A 14,614-nucleotide genomic window follows, 5' to 3' on the forward strand; every position below is an offset into this window, starting at 1 on the left:
TAAAGCTTCTGCGTATATATTAACCTTATTCCTCTCTTTTGTCTTTTCTGTTTATAACTCTAAATTAATGAATTGTAAACTTAAGATGTATATAAAAAATAACAGTTAAGAGCTAAACCAGAAGTTGTGTTCTTTTCTGCTATCTTTATTTATAATCTGAAAAGTAACAACCTATTTATCTGCTACTTCTCATATACGTAGACGTTGTAGCCAATTAAACCATACTAATGAAAAAAACCTTCCACTCATATTCATTTGTATTTTTATGATTTCCTGCAAAGGAAAAGTTACCGAAAATAAAAGAACTCATTACCAAGAGATAATCGATGGACCTGCCAATTTCCGTGATAAAATAAATGGTAAATTAATATTTGAACTAAATGATAGTATTGGTGTTCAAATTACTGATTTTAGGAAAGAGTGGTGTGAAGCTGGATTGTTTATTGGTATATCAGAGACTGAATATAGAAATGGTCAATTAAACCCTAATAGAAAAATTAAAAACTCAAGAAATAAAACGATAGGAATAACAAAAGATTCAGTCGACATTGTTTTTGATGGAGAAGAAGATGGAAAATATTTTGGTTTTATATCAGGGTTTACACATAAAAATAATATTAAAGAAAAATATCTTCTAGAAAAAGAATTAGAATCATACATTAATAACAATTCTAGAAAAAAATCAGACTTTGATTTCTTTATAAATAATTTTGACCTTGAGCTTAAGGAATCATTTTTGAATTACGAAAGCTATTTTAAATATGAAAATTGGATAACTGACCCTTCCCCAGGATTCAGAATATTGTTATTGTTTGAGGAAAGTGAATTAAAAGGTGTTTTACATTCAAGAAGTTTAAAATTAAAAAAATCTAACACATCCAAAGTTAATGACATTTATAAGGTAACATTCTTTGATGATTATCCGAAAGGAAAACAAGATAATTTTATAAGTTCTATAAAGGAATGGCTTCATGGTGTAGATTAAAAAAACTGGCTGCCAACACCGTGTATAATTAATTGCTTTTTTCTGCTTACTTGCAAAAATTCCTGCGGAATTTTCTCTGGTTCGTAAAAGTTTGCTAAATTAGTTGCTTAACCACACAACTAACCATACACAAACACGTTGGCAAACAGTTAAGAAAGTGAAACTCTATTCAATAACTTAACGCAACAAATCTAAATTTATAGATTTGTAATATGATAGTTTAAAATAACGTGCCGTAAGAGCATAAAACTTTTCCAACTCATCATCCATACAAAAATGTCTATGCCCTTACTCGTTCTGTACTTCAATTAAGCATTCAACACTTTCGTTTTTTTATCATAAGCCAAATTGTTTTTAGACTTTCCAAACTTGTTCAAAATCAGAACACCTATAAGTATGCCTAACATCCCTAAATAATGCCAAAAAACCAACTTTTCGCCATCTAAAACACCCCAAAGCACAGCAACAACGGGAATTAGGTATGTAAGCGAACTAGCAAAAACAGCTGAAGATTTTTGAATTAATTGATTCTGCATAAACTGAGCCAAAGCTGTTCCCAAAACACCTAATGTAATTAATGATAGTAAAGGAAAAACTTGTTGCTCACTAACGTTGATATAGGAATCATATCCACTAAAAAATAAAAAAAGAAAGCCGAATATTCCTGAAAAAGAAACAGCAATTGTGGTGACGTGAAGTGAATTCACATCAGATAGATACGTTTTTACAATATTAAAATTCAATCCGTAACAAATAGTTGCGACAATGATTAATAAAGCATATTCGTTTAACGAAAATGTGCTTCCAGTAGTAATCAAAATTAAAAAACTAGCAGAAATAAAACCTATAGCAAGACCCAACCATTGTAATTTATTAATAGATTTTCTAAAAAATAGTAGTCCAAGAACACTTGTAAACATAGGAACTAAAGCATTTAATATTCCTGCAAGTGCACTACTAATTTGAGATTGTGCGATACTAAACAGATAGGATGGAAAAACCATACTCAACAAGCTTACTAGTAAAATTACTGGAACTTTTTCACTTGGTATTTTTCTAATATGCCGAATGGCAAAAAAAAACATTACAAAAAAAGCAGATACTAACCGGATAGTTGCAGCCTGCCAAACCGTATAACCATTTAATCCATTTTTAATCAAAATAAACGAACTACCCCAAATTAAAACCAACGCTATAAAATAGAACCAAACTTTATAATTATTTTTTACTTTCATGTGTCTTTATTTATTGTTTTAATAGGTCACATGCTGTTCGCTAATAATCATTCCATTGGATGATGAAAATTTCAGCATGCTCGTTTCATCTCTAATATAAATTGAAATACAAAGGAAGGATACTCTATCAATTAAAAAAAATACTTAATTTTGATTAATTGATAACATATTTTAATCAATGAAATGACAACTACGCAATTACAAAACTTTTTGGTATTGACCGAAACATTGAATTTCAGAAAAGCATCGGAACGGATTTTTATTGCCCAACCCGCTTTAAGTAGGCAGATTCAGGTGCTTGAGGAAGAACTGGGTTTTTTATTATTCGACCGTTCACGAAAGCAAATTGCGTTGACTAAATCGGGAATATTCTTTAAAACGGAGGTTTCCAAAATTTTGAATCAACTCGACCAATCCATTAAAAAAGGAGTTTTGATTAATCAAGGAAAGGCAGGCGAAATTAAAATTGGACACGCAAGTTCGGCGATGCATACTGTCTTGCCAGAACTGCTACGATATATGGAAACAAATCTGCCCGACTTAAAATCAAGTCTCGTGGAGGGAACTAATGAAATGATATTCGACAAATTGAACGACAACGAAGTGGATTTTGGTTTTGTTCCGAACGCATTTATTCCCGATGGACTTTCGAGCCTTTCCATTTACAAAGAAAACTATCTTTTAATTTTACCCGAAGATCATCGGTTGAACACCTCTAATTTTAAGGATTTGGGGGACTGTAAAAACGAAAAATGGGTCTTGAATCCACAACCCGAGGGAGTTGGATATATGGAAGAAATTCTGAAAATCATTGGAAATTATGGATATTCCCCAAAAATCGTGCATCGTTCGCCGAATACATCCACAGTCCTAAGAATGGTTTCAGCAGGACTTGGAATCACGATGATGGGAAAATCGACCTTAAAAGGGTTTTCGCTTGACCTAAAAAGTATAGAACTTTCTGATTTGCCATACCAATTGGATATGAAATTGGTGTGGAAAACGGAACGGGAAAATGAATTGGAATCGTATCTAAATTTTTTGAAAAACTATTTGAAGATTTAAACATTGGAACACTTAACCCCTTACACACACTTATTCAATATCTTAACGCAACAATTCTAAATGAACGATTAAAAACAAAAACGACTAAGTCATTCTTTTATTTATGTTACGACTTGTAAACAATTGATTTTTCTCATCTGAAACAATGCCTAAAAAGCGTTCATAATGCTTTAGAACATCTGAAATCAATTCATTTTCAGTAAACAACTGAACATCATAACCTTCTCGCTCATCACCAAAATAAGACTTCGGGAAAAATACATGATTATTTTCTACAACATTTATATTTTGTTCATTCATCAAACTATCGGACACCAATTTAGACTCATTTCTAACTCCGTAAATAAAGTTATTGACTAAATCATACTCAACCTCGATTTCAATTTTATTAGGATCTTTAAAGGAATTGAGTTTAGCATTAACACCATTCTTTAAAAACTCTTTTTGTAAATTTTCAAAAGCTGGTTTTACCGTCTTATCAATATACTCATCTGTCGTTTTTTTATCGCTAAATGAAATAATTTGTCCGAGTCTTGATTTCCATGATTGCCCTGACCAAGGAACTGTAGAAATTGAATAGTCACGTTCGTAATAATTTTGATCAATGATTAAGGCTTTGACAAAACTTATTATAAAAAGAAGCATGATAATAGCAAAGGGTAAGGCTGTTATTAAGGTCATGGATTGCAATGCTTCTAAACCACCGGCACGTAACAGCATGAGAGCAAGAGATGCGAGTAAAACTCCCCACGTTACAATTTGCCACTTTGGAGATTTAGGTGCATTTCTTGTTGCGATCCCATTCATTACAAATATTCCAGAATCGGCAGACGTCACAAAGAAAATAATGATAATGGCTAAGGTTAAAAAGCTCGTGATTTCTGTAAATGGTAAATATTCTAAAAAACTAAACATCAACGCATCTGGATTATCCGCGAGCAAACTCAATGCACCATCTGCTATGTTTTGGTCAAACCAAACCGCACTATTCCCAAAAACAGACATCCAAATAAAATTGAACAAAGTAGGGATTATCAGTACTGCTGAAACAAATTCTCTAATCGTACGTCCTTTTGATATCCTTGCTATAAATATTCCTACATAAGGAGACCATGAAATCCACCATGCCCAATATAAAATTGTCCAATCAAAGAACCAAGGTTGCTTTGCTTCTTCATTTGCATACGTTGAAAACGTTAAGTCGAAAAAACTAGAAACATAGCTGCCCAGTCCTTCCGTGAAAGTTCCAATTAAATACACTGTTGGGCCCAAAAAAAGTACAAATAGCAAGAGTACAACCACACTCAATATGTTGATCCTACTTAAAACTTTAACTCCTTTATCAACTCCACTAACCGCCGAGAATACTGAAATTGACACCAAAACAATAACAATTAAAGCTTGATACAAGAAACTGGTATCTGGAACAATATTAAATTTTTCTAATCCTGAATTTAATTGTAGTACCCCAAAACCAAGTGTGGTTGTAATTCCGAAGAATGTACTACACAGTGCAAATATGTCAATTATATTTCCCCATTTCCCTTTAATTCTATCTTTTAAAAGTGGATAAAAACAACTACGTAAGGATAAAGGTAAACGGTAACGATATGCAAAATAAGAAAGTGATAAACCCACAACTCCATATATAGCCCAAGCATGAACACCCCAATGAAAGAAAGTGAATAGCTGTGCGTCATTTGCCCTTTGAACGGGTGAATTTTCAGAAAATGCTGTATGTGTGTAATGCTGCATAGGTTCGGCAACACTAAAATACATCAAGCCAATTCCCATACCTGCCGCAAAAAGCATTGAAATCCAAGAGAAAAAAGAATATTCTGGTTTGCTATTGTTCTTTCCTAACCGAATGTTTCCATGCTTAGTGAAAAGCAAAATAATTAAAAACAGAACGAACACCGTCACTGACCAAACAAAAATGAAGTACAAGTTGGTAAAAATGTAATTCTTCACAAAGTCAAGGATTGAATTGGTTGCTTCTGGAAAAATGGCAGATAAAACACAAATCCCAATGATAAATATCATACTTGGAATAAAAATACCTTTACTTAAAGTGGATTTTAATTTCATTTTTTTACAATTGATTTAAAAAAAATTGATCAAATTTCAGTTGACTTGCTCAAGTTTTTTGCTCTTTATCTTAAAGTCCAAATGTAAAAAAGATAAATTTAATCTAGAGCAAACACTGTCAAGAGATTCTGGGGAGGTTTGATACAAAAACGAAAAGAATCCTGAAAGATAACGTAACAAAATTGGAACAGAATTGAACGAAAATACTTGAATATAAAATTTAACTTTTTATAAGCACTACACACAACACCGTATAAAATTAATTGCTTAGTACGCTCCTCCTTAGTAAAACCTGCGAATTTTCCTCTGATTCGTTTCTTTTTAATTAAAAAGCAGCAAATAAATAATAGTAATTAGCCTATGATCTTAACTAACAACTCCTTAAGCAAGTCGCCTTGAGGTACTGCATTAGCACTTACTCCTTTACTTTTTACATCAGTTTCACGAAGCAAACCGATAACAGCACTTACTTTTTTCATCGGATAATGTCTGGCCGCATCAATATACTCGTTTACAAAATATGGATTTACTTTAAGTGCAGATGCTACACTACGTGGGTTTTTATCAGACATGCCATGAAGGTGCAATAAATCTGAAAAGAATTTAAACAACAAAGCAACCGAAACAACAATTGGATTATCCTTTGGGTTCTCTGCAAAATACTTTGCAATTTGGTGCGCTTTTAAAGCATTGCGTTGTCCAACAGCCTTTCGTAATTCAAAATTATTAAAATCCTTACTGATCCCTATGTTTTCTTCAATATGTTCTGGTGTAATCTGAGTTCCTTCGGGTAATACGATTTTAAGCTTGTTAAGTTCGTTGTCTATCTTACTAAGATTGGTGCCTAAAAACTCTACTAACATCTGAGCCGCTTTAGGTGAAATATTATAATTCTGACCAGCTAAGACACGTCTAATCCAATCGGCAACTTGGTTGTCGTACATTTTCTTACTTTCAAAAACAACACCGCCATTTTTACTAATTGCTTTATAAAGTGCTTTTCGCTTGTCTAATTTTTTGTATTTATAATTAAGAACTAAAACCGTTGATGGTTGCGGATTATTAGCATATTTCACTAACTGCTCAATAGTTCTGCTTAAGTCTTGCGCTTCTTTAACAATGACTACTTGGCGTTCTGCCATCATCGGAAAACGCTTGGCATTACTCACAATATCATCTATAGTGATATCTCTTCCGTAAAGAACCATTTGGTTAAACCCTTTTTCGGTGTCGTCCAAAACATGGTCTTCAATATAGTCCGAAATCTTATCGATATAATAAGCTTCCTCACCCATTAAAAAGTAAATAGGTTTAAGGTCACCTTTTTTTATTGCCGCTACAAGTTGTTTTACGTCGTCCAAAATTGATATAAATTCCAAAAATGAGATTCCAAATTCCAAGACTAATATTCAACATGATATTAAATAATATGGATTTTGGTAATCGAAAATTGTGATTTGTAGTATTCTGCTTTAACTTTGAAAAAATTAACGATTCTAAGTGTTACAAGAACTCAACTTTCCAAAGTTTGAATACCGTTTCAAAAGTACAGAAAATAAAGTATCTATTTTTGATGTCATTCGGAAAAAATTCATCATTCTCCAGCCCGAAGAATGGGTAAGGCAACATTGTGTTCATTATTTAATGACAACCAAACAATACCCAAAATCATTGATTAACGTTGAAAAAGAGCTAATTATAAACGGTTTAAAAAAACGCTACGATATTGTTATTTTTAATTCCGATGGTAGTATTCATTTAATTGTTGAATGCAAATCGCACACCATACAAATTGATCAAACAACTTTCGACCAAATTGCACGGTATAACCTGGCCTTAAATGCATCGTTTTTAATGGTAACTAATGGTTTAAATCATTATTATTGTGAAATGGATATGGATGCTGAACGGTTTTCGTTTTTAAAAGACATACCTAACTATATTAAGAAGTAAATGCTACAAACCAAAGACTTAGCAATTGTTATTTTAAACTGGAATGGAAAAGACTTATTAGAACAGTTTTTACCATCTGTTATAAAATATTCCGACGAGGCTGTAATTTATTTAGCTGATAATGCTTCAACTGACGCGTCTGTTGCTTTTGTAACGAAAAAATTTCCTTCGGTAAAGCTTATAAAAAATACAGAAAATGGTGGTTATGCAAAAGGGTATAATGATGCTTTAAAACATGTTGAAGAACCACTACTCTGCTTATTAAATAGTGATATTGAAGTGACCAAAAATTGGCTTCAACCTATAATGTCTGAATTTAATAGTAATCCTACAACAGCGATTATTCAACCCAAAATTTTAGACTATAAAGACAAATCTCATTTTGAGTATGCAGGTGCTGCTGGTGGATTTATAGACAAATATGCATTTCCCTATTGTAGAGGTCGAATTTTTGATACTATTGAAAAAGACAACGGACAATACAACGATACTAAAACTATTTTCTGGGCTTCAGGTGCTTGCTTTTTTATTAAAAATGAGGTGTTTAAAACCTTAAATGGATTTGACGAGTCTTTTTTTGCTCATATGGAAGAAATTGATTTATGTTGGAGGGCTTTTAACTCTAATTATGTAACCAAATATATTGGAGCTTCAACCGTATATCATGTCGGTGGCGCAACGTTAACAAATACCAACCCTAAGAAAACCTATCTTAATTTTAGAAATAGTTTGTTTACACTAGTAAAACATACGGATTCCCATGTGGTATTTAGAGTGTTACTAAAAATGAGTTTAGACGGCATAGCTGGTCTAAGGTTCTTGTTTCAACTAAAACCGTCATTTTTTATGGCAATTTTAAAAGCACATATGTCATTTTATTACCACTTACCTAGACTTATAAAACAGCGTAAACAACTACCTAAACGTTCTGGATATTACGAAACACCGTCTATTGTTTGGTCTTATTTTATAAAAAATCGAACACAATTTTAATTGTTTATAAAACTGTTAAAATTTATGTTAATCCATATCGTACGCGCATTAGTTTTCCATAATTTTGTGTTGTTAAAATTAACAACTTAAACTGTATCGTTCAATTATGAAAAAATTAATGTTATTAAGTGTATGCTCAATGGTGTTTTTAGCATCATGTGTGTCTAAAAAAGATTACTTAGCCCTTGAAGCACAACAAAAAGAGACCCAAGATTTATTAAATACTGCAACCGTTAAACTAAATAGTTGTTTATCTGATGTTGCTGCAGCTAATGCTAGAGTGGAAACTATGAAAGATCAATTAGCAGATTTGCGTAAAGCTAATCAGGATTTAATTGATACAAAAGGTGATTTAACTATCTTAACTAAAAAAGGATCTGAAAATCTTGAAAAGTCTTTAGAAAGTTTAAAGGAACGTGACTTAAAAATCACAAGATTACAAGATGCTTTAACAAAAAAGGATAGTGTAACCCTTGCTGTTGTTACGAGTCTTAAAAAAGCTGTTGGAATCAATGATCCTGATATTGAAATTAATGTAGAAAAAGGTGTTGTATTTATTTCTATTGCAGATAAGTTATTATTCAAAAGTGGTAGTTATAATGTAACTAGTAGAGCTAAAGAAGTTTTAGCTAAAGTTGCTAAGGTAATTAACAGTAAGCCTGATTTTGAAGCTATGGTTGAGTCTCATACAGATAATGTACCTTATAACAAGCCACCATTAGTTGATAACTGGGATTTAAGTGTAAAACGTGCTACTTCAGTAGTTAGAGTTTTAGAAAACTTAGAAGTAAACCCACAACAGTTAATTGCTGCTGGTCGTAGTCACTACGTGCCTTTAGTAGAAAATGATACTGCTCAAAACAAAGCAAAAAACAGACGTACTCGTATTGTTGTAATGCCTAAAATTGATCAGTTCTACGAAATGGTAGAAAATGAAATGAAAAATTTGTCTGAAGGAACTGAAGACTAATTTTATAATATTTAGATATAAAAAAACCCAATGCGTTTGCATTGGGTTTTTTGGTTTTTATAACCTCTCTACTTCAGAGTATCGTAAGACTGCACCAATCTAATGAACTCCGCTCTATAACCATCTTTGTCCACTCCTCTTCCACTTTCTGCCAACTCAATGACTTTTGATGTTGATGCATTATTAAAGTATTTAGAAGTTCTCAGTTGCATACCGAATAATGCCACAGCTGATGCAAAATTCATATCATCAGAAGCCTCCACTATTTTAGTATCTTGAACATGCACCATTTCAATACTCTTGTCTTCATTTGGTTTTTTATACCTGAATTTTACCGTAAATAATTCATCTTCGTAATTAGAGGTAACTTCAGACTTTGTGTATTTTAATTTTGCCACTTTTTTTAAGTAATCACTTTTAATACCGACAGGAATTATCTCATACAAGGCTGTAACTGTATGACCACTTCCTAATTCCCCAGCATCTTTGGTATCATCTACAAAATCTTCATCGGCTAATAATCTATTTTCGTAGCCTATTAACCTATAAGCTTGAACTTTCTTAGGATTAAACTCTACTTGAATTTTTACATCCTTTGCAATCGTGAAAAGTGTTCCTCCAAATTCTTTACCAAACACCTTTTGTGCTTCTTGCATATTATCTATATAAGCATGATTACCATTGCCTTTATCAGCTAAAACTTCTAACTTTGAATCTTTATAATTGCCGTAACCAAATCCTAAAACGGATAAGAATACTCCAGATTTTCGTTTTTCTTCAATTAGGGTTTTCATATCATTATCACTTGAAGCTCCCACATTAAAATCTCCATCTGTAGCTAAGATGACACGATTATTTCCATTCTTTTTGAAATTCTTTTCGGCTAATTTATAAGCTAATTCAATACCTGCACCACCAGCAGTTGAACCTCCTGAACTTAAATTATTTAATGCCGTTAAAATGGCTTCTTTGTTATTGCCAGACGTAGGTTCTAAGACCACACCTGCAGCACCAGCATAAACCACAATAGATACCTTATCTTTTTCCCGAAGTTGATTAACCAACAATTTAAATGCACTTTTTAATAATGGTAATTTGTTCTGTGAACGCATTGAACCAGACACATCTATTAAGAAGGTTAAGTTAGATGCTGGTAGTTCGGCATTGTCATAAGTTTTACCTTGTAACCCAATTCTAACCAATTGTGTGTCTTTGTGCCAAGGTGTTGTTACAACTTCAGTATTAATGGAAAAAGGATGTTCATCGGTTGGTTGCGGATAATTATAATTGAAGTAATTCACCATCTCTTCGAGCTTTACAGCATTTGCAGGAATGGTTTCTCCATTGTTTATCATACGTCTTACATTACTATAACCAGCTTTATCTACGTCTATCGAAAACGTTGAAAGTGCAGCAAGATTAGTTCGCTTAAAAGCATTCTCTTCAATTTGAGTGTATGATTCGTTCAAAAAATTATCTATGTCTTCAAAATTAACCTTGTTTTTATGGCCTTTGGTTCTTAAGATGATTACACCTTTGGTTCCTTTATAACCGAAAACAGCTTTGCCTTGACTCGCATTAATGATTTCAATATGCTTAATTTTATCTGCATTAATATTTCTAAACTCACTTTCGGAAATTGGTGCTCCGTTTAAAATATAAAGCGGTTCTTTTGAATTGATTGAAGTCACACCTCTGATAACTACATTTGGTGAAGACCTTTGTGTTACGTTTGAATGTGTGACTGAAACTCCTGTTGCCTTTCCAGAAAGTTTAGAGGCTATTGTTGGTCTTGGTTTTACAGCGTGTGTATAATTATGTCTGTTAGAAGTTCCGTAACCCATGATAACAACTTCTTCTAATCTGTTATCTGACTTGAGTGCGATATCATAAACTAAAGCAGAACCAATAGTGACGCTTTGAGGCTTTAAACCAATATATGATGCCACGATTACATCACCAACCTTAACTTTAAGTTTATAATTACCATCAAAATCAGTTTGAGCACCAACAGTGCTTCCTTTAATAATGACACTTGCTCCTGGTAATGGCAAACCATCAGCTGCAGTTGTTATAGTTCCTGAAATTGTTTTTTCTTGAGCTATTATGTATCCAGAGGATAACATAAAGCATAACATAAGTACTAGATTTTTCATAATAGTTGATTTATAAGTTTATGTAAACCTATAAACAAACACTACTATGTAAAACCAATAATGAGTAAACGACCTATTTGAATGAGTTAAGCCCCTAAAATAGCTTTTATCGTTTTTTTACGTTGAATTTTACCATTAACGGTTTCCGAAAACTTATCTACAGTATAAATAGTTTTAGGTATTTCAAATTTCTCAACAGTTTTAAGCTCTTTAATAACCTTTAAAATAGCGTCTTTAGATTCTGTTGGATTTTCAACAATTAGTATTAGCTTTTCACCGAGAGTAACATCATCTTCTCCTGCGATTATGAAACGCTGTTTAATAACAGGCTGTAGTTTGTCTTCAATTTGTTCTGGAAACAACTTTACTCCACCAGAATTTATCACATTATCATAACGACCAAGCAATTTAAAGCTAGTTTCTGAATTTAATTCAACAATATCGTTAGTAATTAAAGCCTCTTCTACTAGTTTTGGTGCATGAATAATTAAACAATTTCTATCGTCTTGTTCAAATTTCACATTCTGTAAAGCGTTAAAATACTGCTCCTTTTCTGCAGATTTAGATTGTAATCTCCTAACAGCAACATGGGTTACAGTTTCTGTCATACCATAGGTTTCAAAAAACTTAGGTTCGCAATGCGCAATGCGTTCTAAAAGTGGCTTAGTCACTTTAGAGCCACCAACAATAATTGTTTTTATGTTGTAAATATAATTAAGTGTATGTTTTAACTGTAACGGAACCATAGCACAGAAATCATACGATTTTTCATAGTCAAAAATGGGTTGTGCAGATGGCTCAACAAAATCAATTTCTAAACCCAAAACTAAAGCACGTACAAACATCATTTTACCTGCTATAAAATGACTTGGTAAGCAATGTAAAGCTTTATCGCCTGGCTCTAAACCGAAAAAATTACCTGTAGCAATGGCCGAATTAACCATAGCTTGTTTCATGAGTTTAATTTCCTTAGGAACACCTGTAGAACCCGAAGTGGTTACATATAAAAAATCTTTGTTATTTAACCAATCGATTAAAAAATTTCCAGTGACTTTTTCATAAGGTTCTCCTTCTTTTATAAGACTATAAGCAACTTCCTTTAATTCTTCATGACTAAAGTGAAGTCCATTAAACTTAAAACGGTTGTGTACTTTGTTGTATTCTGGTGTCATAATTAATCAATTATTTTATAATTCTCTTTTGGTGGCTCTTCAACGTTTCCGAATAATTTATCCTTCCAATTAGTCCAGCCGTATTTTTTTGAAAGAATTAATAGCATTATAGGATATACAATTAAAACTGGTAATATAATTTCAGAAATTGACCCTAATTCTGGGCTAGATGTATCTTTAAAAAGCGCATCTGTTTGAAGTGCTGTCCAATCTGCCGTTACTAATAACGAAGCAATTAAATTGTTCCCTAAGTGAAACCCTAAAGCCAACTCTAAACCTTCATCCATCAAGGTCATTATTCCTAAAAGCAATCCAGTTCCAATATAAAAAATCATCATTTTCCAAAATCCAATTGCTCCTACCTCTGGATTTGCACTATGCGCAACTCCAAACAAAATAGATGTAAAAATTAAAGGAAACCACTTATTTTTAACTAGAACACCAATATGCTGCATTAAATAACCTCTAAAAAGATATTCCTCTAAACCTATTTGAAATGGAAATAATAATATACTGATGATAAACAGCACTGCAAATTTTCCTGGATTAAATTGAAATACTATTTCAGACGAATCTATATAGTACATTAGAAAAAACGTTCCAACCGTATAAATAGTAATCATTAAAAACGAAAACAATATGCGTTTAAAATCAACTTTTAATCGTGTTGTTGTTAATGATAAAAGACTTCGTTGATGTACAAATTTCACTAACACAAATAAGAGTCCTATCAAAAATGTAAACGGTAACAAGTTGATAGCTAAAACTACATTTGCTGGCAAATTCCAGTGATCCATCGCTTTCATTGCAGCTTCTAAATCTGCTGGATCAGCAAACACGTAAAACACAAAATTACTGATAAAAATACCTGCTACTAAAACCGTTGTTAATATAAACATCCAAAGTTCACGCTGACCTTTATAAGCTTGTTGAATATAATTCATATACTAAAATTCCAATTCTCTTTTAAATCGTAATACAAAGTTCCGTTATTTACACGTAATGGAGAAGAAAAATTGTTAGTAAATAAACTGCCAGTTCCTAAACCTTGAGGCATTGTATTTTTTAATGTATAGGTCCATTGCGAAATAGCATTTAAACCAATATTACTTTCTAAAGCGCTGGTTATCCACCAATTAATATTTAAACTTTCTGCAATGTTAATCCATTGTTGACTTCCTGTAAAACCACCAACTAAACTTGGTTTCAAAATAATGTACTGCGGTTTTATAGTTTGAAGTAATTCTTGTTTATTCTCTTCTAAAAAAACACCAATTAATTCTTCATCTAAAGCAATAGGCAACGGAGTGTCTTCACAAAGTTTTGCCATTGCATCAAATTGTTTTGGTTTAATGGGTTGCTCTATGGAATGTAATTGGTATTCCGACAGTTGATGTAATTTTTCTAGAGCATCCTTAGGTGAAAATGCACCATTAGCATCTACTCTAAGTTCAATGTCAGACACTGAAAACTCTTTTCGGATAGATTTTAAAATATCTAACTCCGTTTGAAAATCAATCGCTCCAATTTTTAATTTAATACAATCAAACCCTGTTTCAATTTTTTCTTTGATTTGAGTGCGCATAAAATCGTCATCACCCATCCAAACTAAACCATTTATAGGAATGCCTTGGGTTCCTTTTGTAAAATCTGAAGGAAACAATTCAAATTGATTTTTACTTTCTAATGACTTAAAAGCCGTTTCCAATCCAAATTGAATACTTGGAAATTCAATTAATTCAGTTAAAAGGTTTTCTAAACCAAAATGAATGTTATGACATGTCCATTTCAATTGATCTTCAAAATCGGGTCTATCATCAATAGATAAGCCTCGTAAAATACCACATTCCCCTACTCCAGTTTTACCGTCGTTTTCTAACACAATAAACCATGTTTCTTTTGTGGTCATTACGCCTCTCGAGGTGCCACTTGGACGTTTAAAGTTTAGAATATATTTATGGTAGCTTGCTTTCATCATAGAAATCAAAAATACTTAA

Annotated in this window: 12 protein-coding genes; 5 read left to right on the plus strand and 7 right to left on the minus strand. The window is 32.4% G+C overall.

Features of this window, described 5'->3' with window-relative positions:
- Positions 1 to 265: 265 nt before the first annotated feature.
- On the plus strand, positions 266 to 985 hold the full coding sequence (locus ITJ86_RS08335) for a hypothetical protein (RefSeq protein WP_195871182.1): 720 nt from the start codon (positions 266 to 268) through the stop codon (positions 983 to 985).
- A 308-nt stretch (positions 986 to 1,293) separates the two neighbouring features.
- Here the strand turns inward: ITJ86_RS08335 and ITJ86_RS08340 are convergent, their stop codons facing one another.
- Complete coding sequence (locus ITJ86_RS08340) at positions 1,294 to 2,220, minus strand: DMT family transporter (RefSeq protein WP_195871183.1); 927 nt, start codon at positions 2,218 to 2,220, stop codon at positions 1,294 to 1,296.
- A gap of 183 nt (positions 2,221 to 2,403) precedes the next feature.
- Between ITJ86_RS08340 and ITJ86_RS08345 the strand changes: the two genes are divergently transcribed.
- Positions 2,404 to 3,285, plus strand: a complete 882-nt coding sequence (locus ITJ86_RS08345) for a LysR family transcriptional regulator (protein WP_195871184.1) — start codon at positions 2,404 to 2,406, stop codon at positions 3,283 to 3,285.
- Between the two features lie 84 nt (positions 3,286 to 3,369).
- Here the strand turns inward: ITJ86_RS08345 and ITJ86_RS08350 are convergent, their stop codons facing one another.
- The gene (locus ITJ86_RS08350) at positions 3,370 to 5,373 is read right to left on the minus strand and encodes a BCCT family transporter (protein WP_195871185.1); all 2,004 of its coding nucleotides are present in this window, start codon (positions 5,371 to 5,373) and stop codon (positions 3,370 to 3,372) included.
- A gap of 353 nt (positions 5,374 to 5,726) precedes the next feature.
- On the minus strand, positions 5,727 to 6,734 hold the full coding sequence (gene holA, locus ITJ86_RS08355; RefSeq protein WP_195871186.1) for a DNA polymerase III subunit delta: 1,008 nt from the start codon (positions 6,732 to 6,734) through the stop codon (positions 5,727 to 5,729).
- A gap of 139 nt (positions 6,735 to 6,873) precedes the next feature.
- Between holA and ITJ86_RS08360 the strand changes: the two genes are divergently transcribed.
- From ITJ86_RS08360 to ITJ86_RS08370, 3 genes are all read left to right on the plus strand, one after another.
- Complete coding sequence (locus tag ITJ86_RS08360; protein ID WP_195871187.1) at positions 6,874 to 7,326, plus strand: type I restriction enzyme HsdR N-terminal domain-containing protein; 453 nt, start codon at positions 6,874 to 6,876, stop codon at positions 7,324 to 7,326.
- Positions 7,327 to 8,319, plus strand: a complete 993-nt coding sequence (locus ITJ86_RS08365; protein ID WP_195871188.1) for a glycosyltransferase family 2 protein — start codon at positions 7,327 to 7,329, stop codon at positions 8,317 to 8,319.
- A 106-nt stretch (positions 8,320 to 8,425) separates the two neighbouring features.
- Positions 8,426 to 9,289: an OmpA/MotB family protein gene (locus ITJ86_RS08370; protein WP_195871189.1), complete on the plus strand. Its 864-nt coding sequence runs from the start codon at positions 8,426 to 8,428 to the stop codon at positions 9,287 to 9,289.
- 68 nt (positions 9,290 to 9,357) lie between these two features.
- Here the strand turns inward: ITJ86_RS08370 and ITJ86_RS08375 are convergent, their stop codons facing one another.
- The 4 genes from ITJ86_RS08375 to ITJ86_RS08390 form a co-directional block, all read right to left on the minus strand.
- Positions 9,358 to 11,445: a VWA domain-containing protein gene (locus ITJ86_RS08375; protein WP_195871190.1), complete on the minus strand. Its 2,088-nt coding sequence runs from the start codon at positions 11,443 to 11,445 to the stop codon at positions 9,358 to 9,360.
- An 86-nt stretch (positions 11,446 to 11,531) separates the two neighbouring features.
- Positions 11,532 to 12,617, minus strand: a complete 1,086-nt coding sequence (locus ITJ86_RS08380) for an AMP-binding protein (protein ID WP_195871191.1) — start codon at positions 12,615 to 12,617, stop codon at positions 11,532 to 11,534.
- A gap of 2 nt (positions 12,618 to 12,619) precedes the next feature.
- Positions 12,620 to 13,561, minus strand: coding sequence for a CPBP family intramembrane glutamic endopeptidase (locus tag ITJ86_RS08385; RefSeq protein ID WP_195871192.1), 942 nt, complete (start codon positions 13,559 to 13,561; stop codon positions 12,620 to 12,622).
- Positions 13,558 to 14,592: an o-succinylbenzoate synthase gene (locus tag ITJ86_RS08390; protein ID WP_195871372.1), complete on the minus strand. Its 1,035-nt coding sequence runs from the start codon at positions 14,590 to 14,592 to the stop codon at positions 13,558 to 13,560. The genes ITJ86_RS08385 and ITJ86_RS08390 overlap by 4 nt, the downstream gene beginning before the upstream one ends.
- Positions 14,593 to 14,614: the final 22 nt, after the last annotated feature.

The sequence above is a fragment of the Winogradskyella marina genome (genome assembly GCF_015645385.1).
GTDB lineage: Bacteria > Bacteroidota > Bacteroidia > Flavobacteriales > Flavobacteriaceae > Winogradskyella > Winogradskyella marina.

Coding starts and splice junctions, on each gene's coding strand:
- ITJ86_RS08335 (WP_195871182.1), top strand. CDS start 266: ATGATTTCCTGCAAAGGAAAAGTTACCGAAAATAAAAGAACTCATTAC.
- ITJ86_RS08340 (WP_195871183.1), bottom strand. CDS start 2,220: ATGAAAGTAAAAAATAATTATAAAGTTTGGTTCTATTTTATAGCGTTG.
- ITJ86_RS08345 (WP_195871184.1), top strand. CDS start 2,404: ATGACAACTACGCAATTACAAAACTTTTTGGTATTGACCGAAACATTG.
- ITJ86_RS08350 (WP_195871185.1), bottom strand. CDS start 5,373: ATGAAATTAAAATCCACTTTAAGTAAAGGTATTTTTATTCCAAGTATG.
- ITJ86_RS08365 (WP_195871188.1), top strand. CDS start 7,327: ATGCTACAAACCAAAGACTTAGCAATTGTTATTTTAAACTGGAATGGA.
- ITJ86_RS08370 (WP_195871189.1), top strand. CDS start 8,426: ATGAAAAAATTAATGTTATTAAGTGTATGCTCAATGGTGTTTTTAGCA.
- ITJ86_RS08375 (WP_195871190.1), bottom strand. CDS start 11,445: ATGAAAAATCTAGTACTTATGTTATGCTTTATGTTATCCTCTGGATAC.
- ITJ86_RS08380 (WP_195871191.1), bottom strand. CDS start 12,617: ATGACACCAGAATACAACAAAGTACACAACCGTTTTAAGTTTAATGGA.
- ITJ86_RS08385 (WP_195871192.1), bottom strand. CDS start 13,561: ATGAATTATATTCAACAAGCTTATAAAGGTCAGCGTGAACTTTGGATG.
- ITJ86_RS08390 (WP_195871372.1), bottom strand. CDS start 14,592: ATGAAAGCAAGCTACCATAAATATATTCTAAACTTTAAACGTCCAAGT.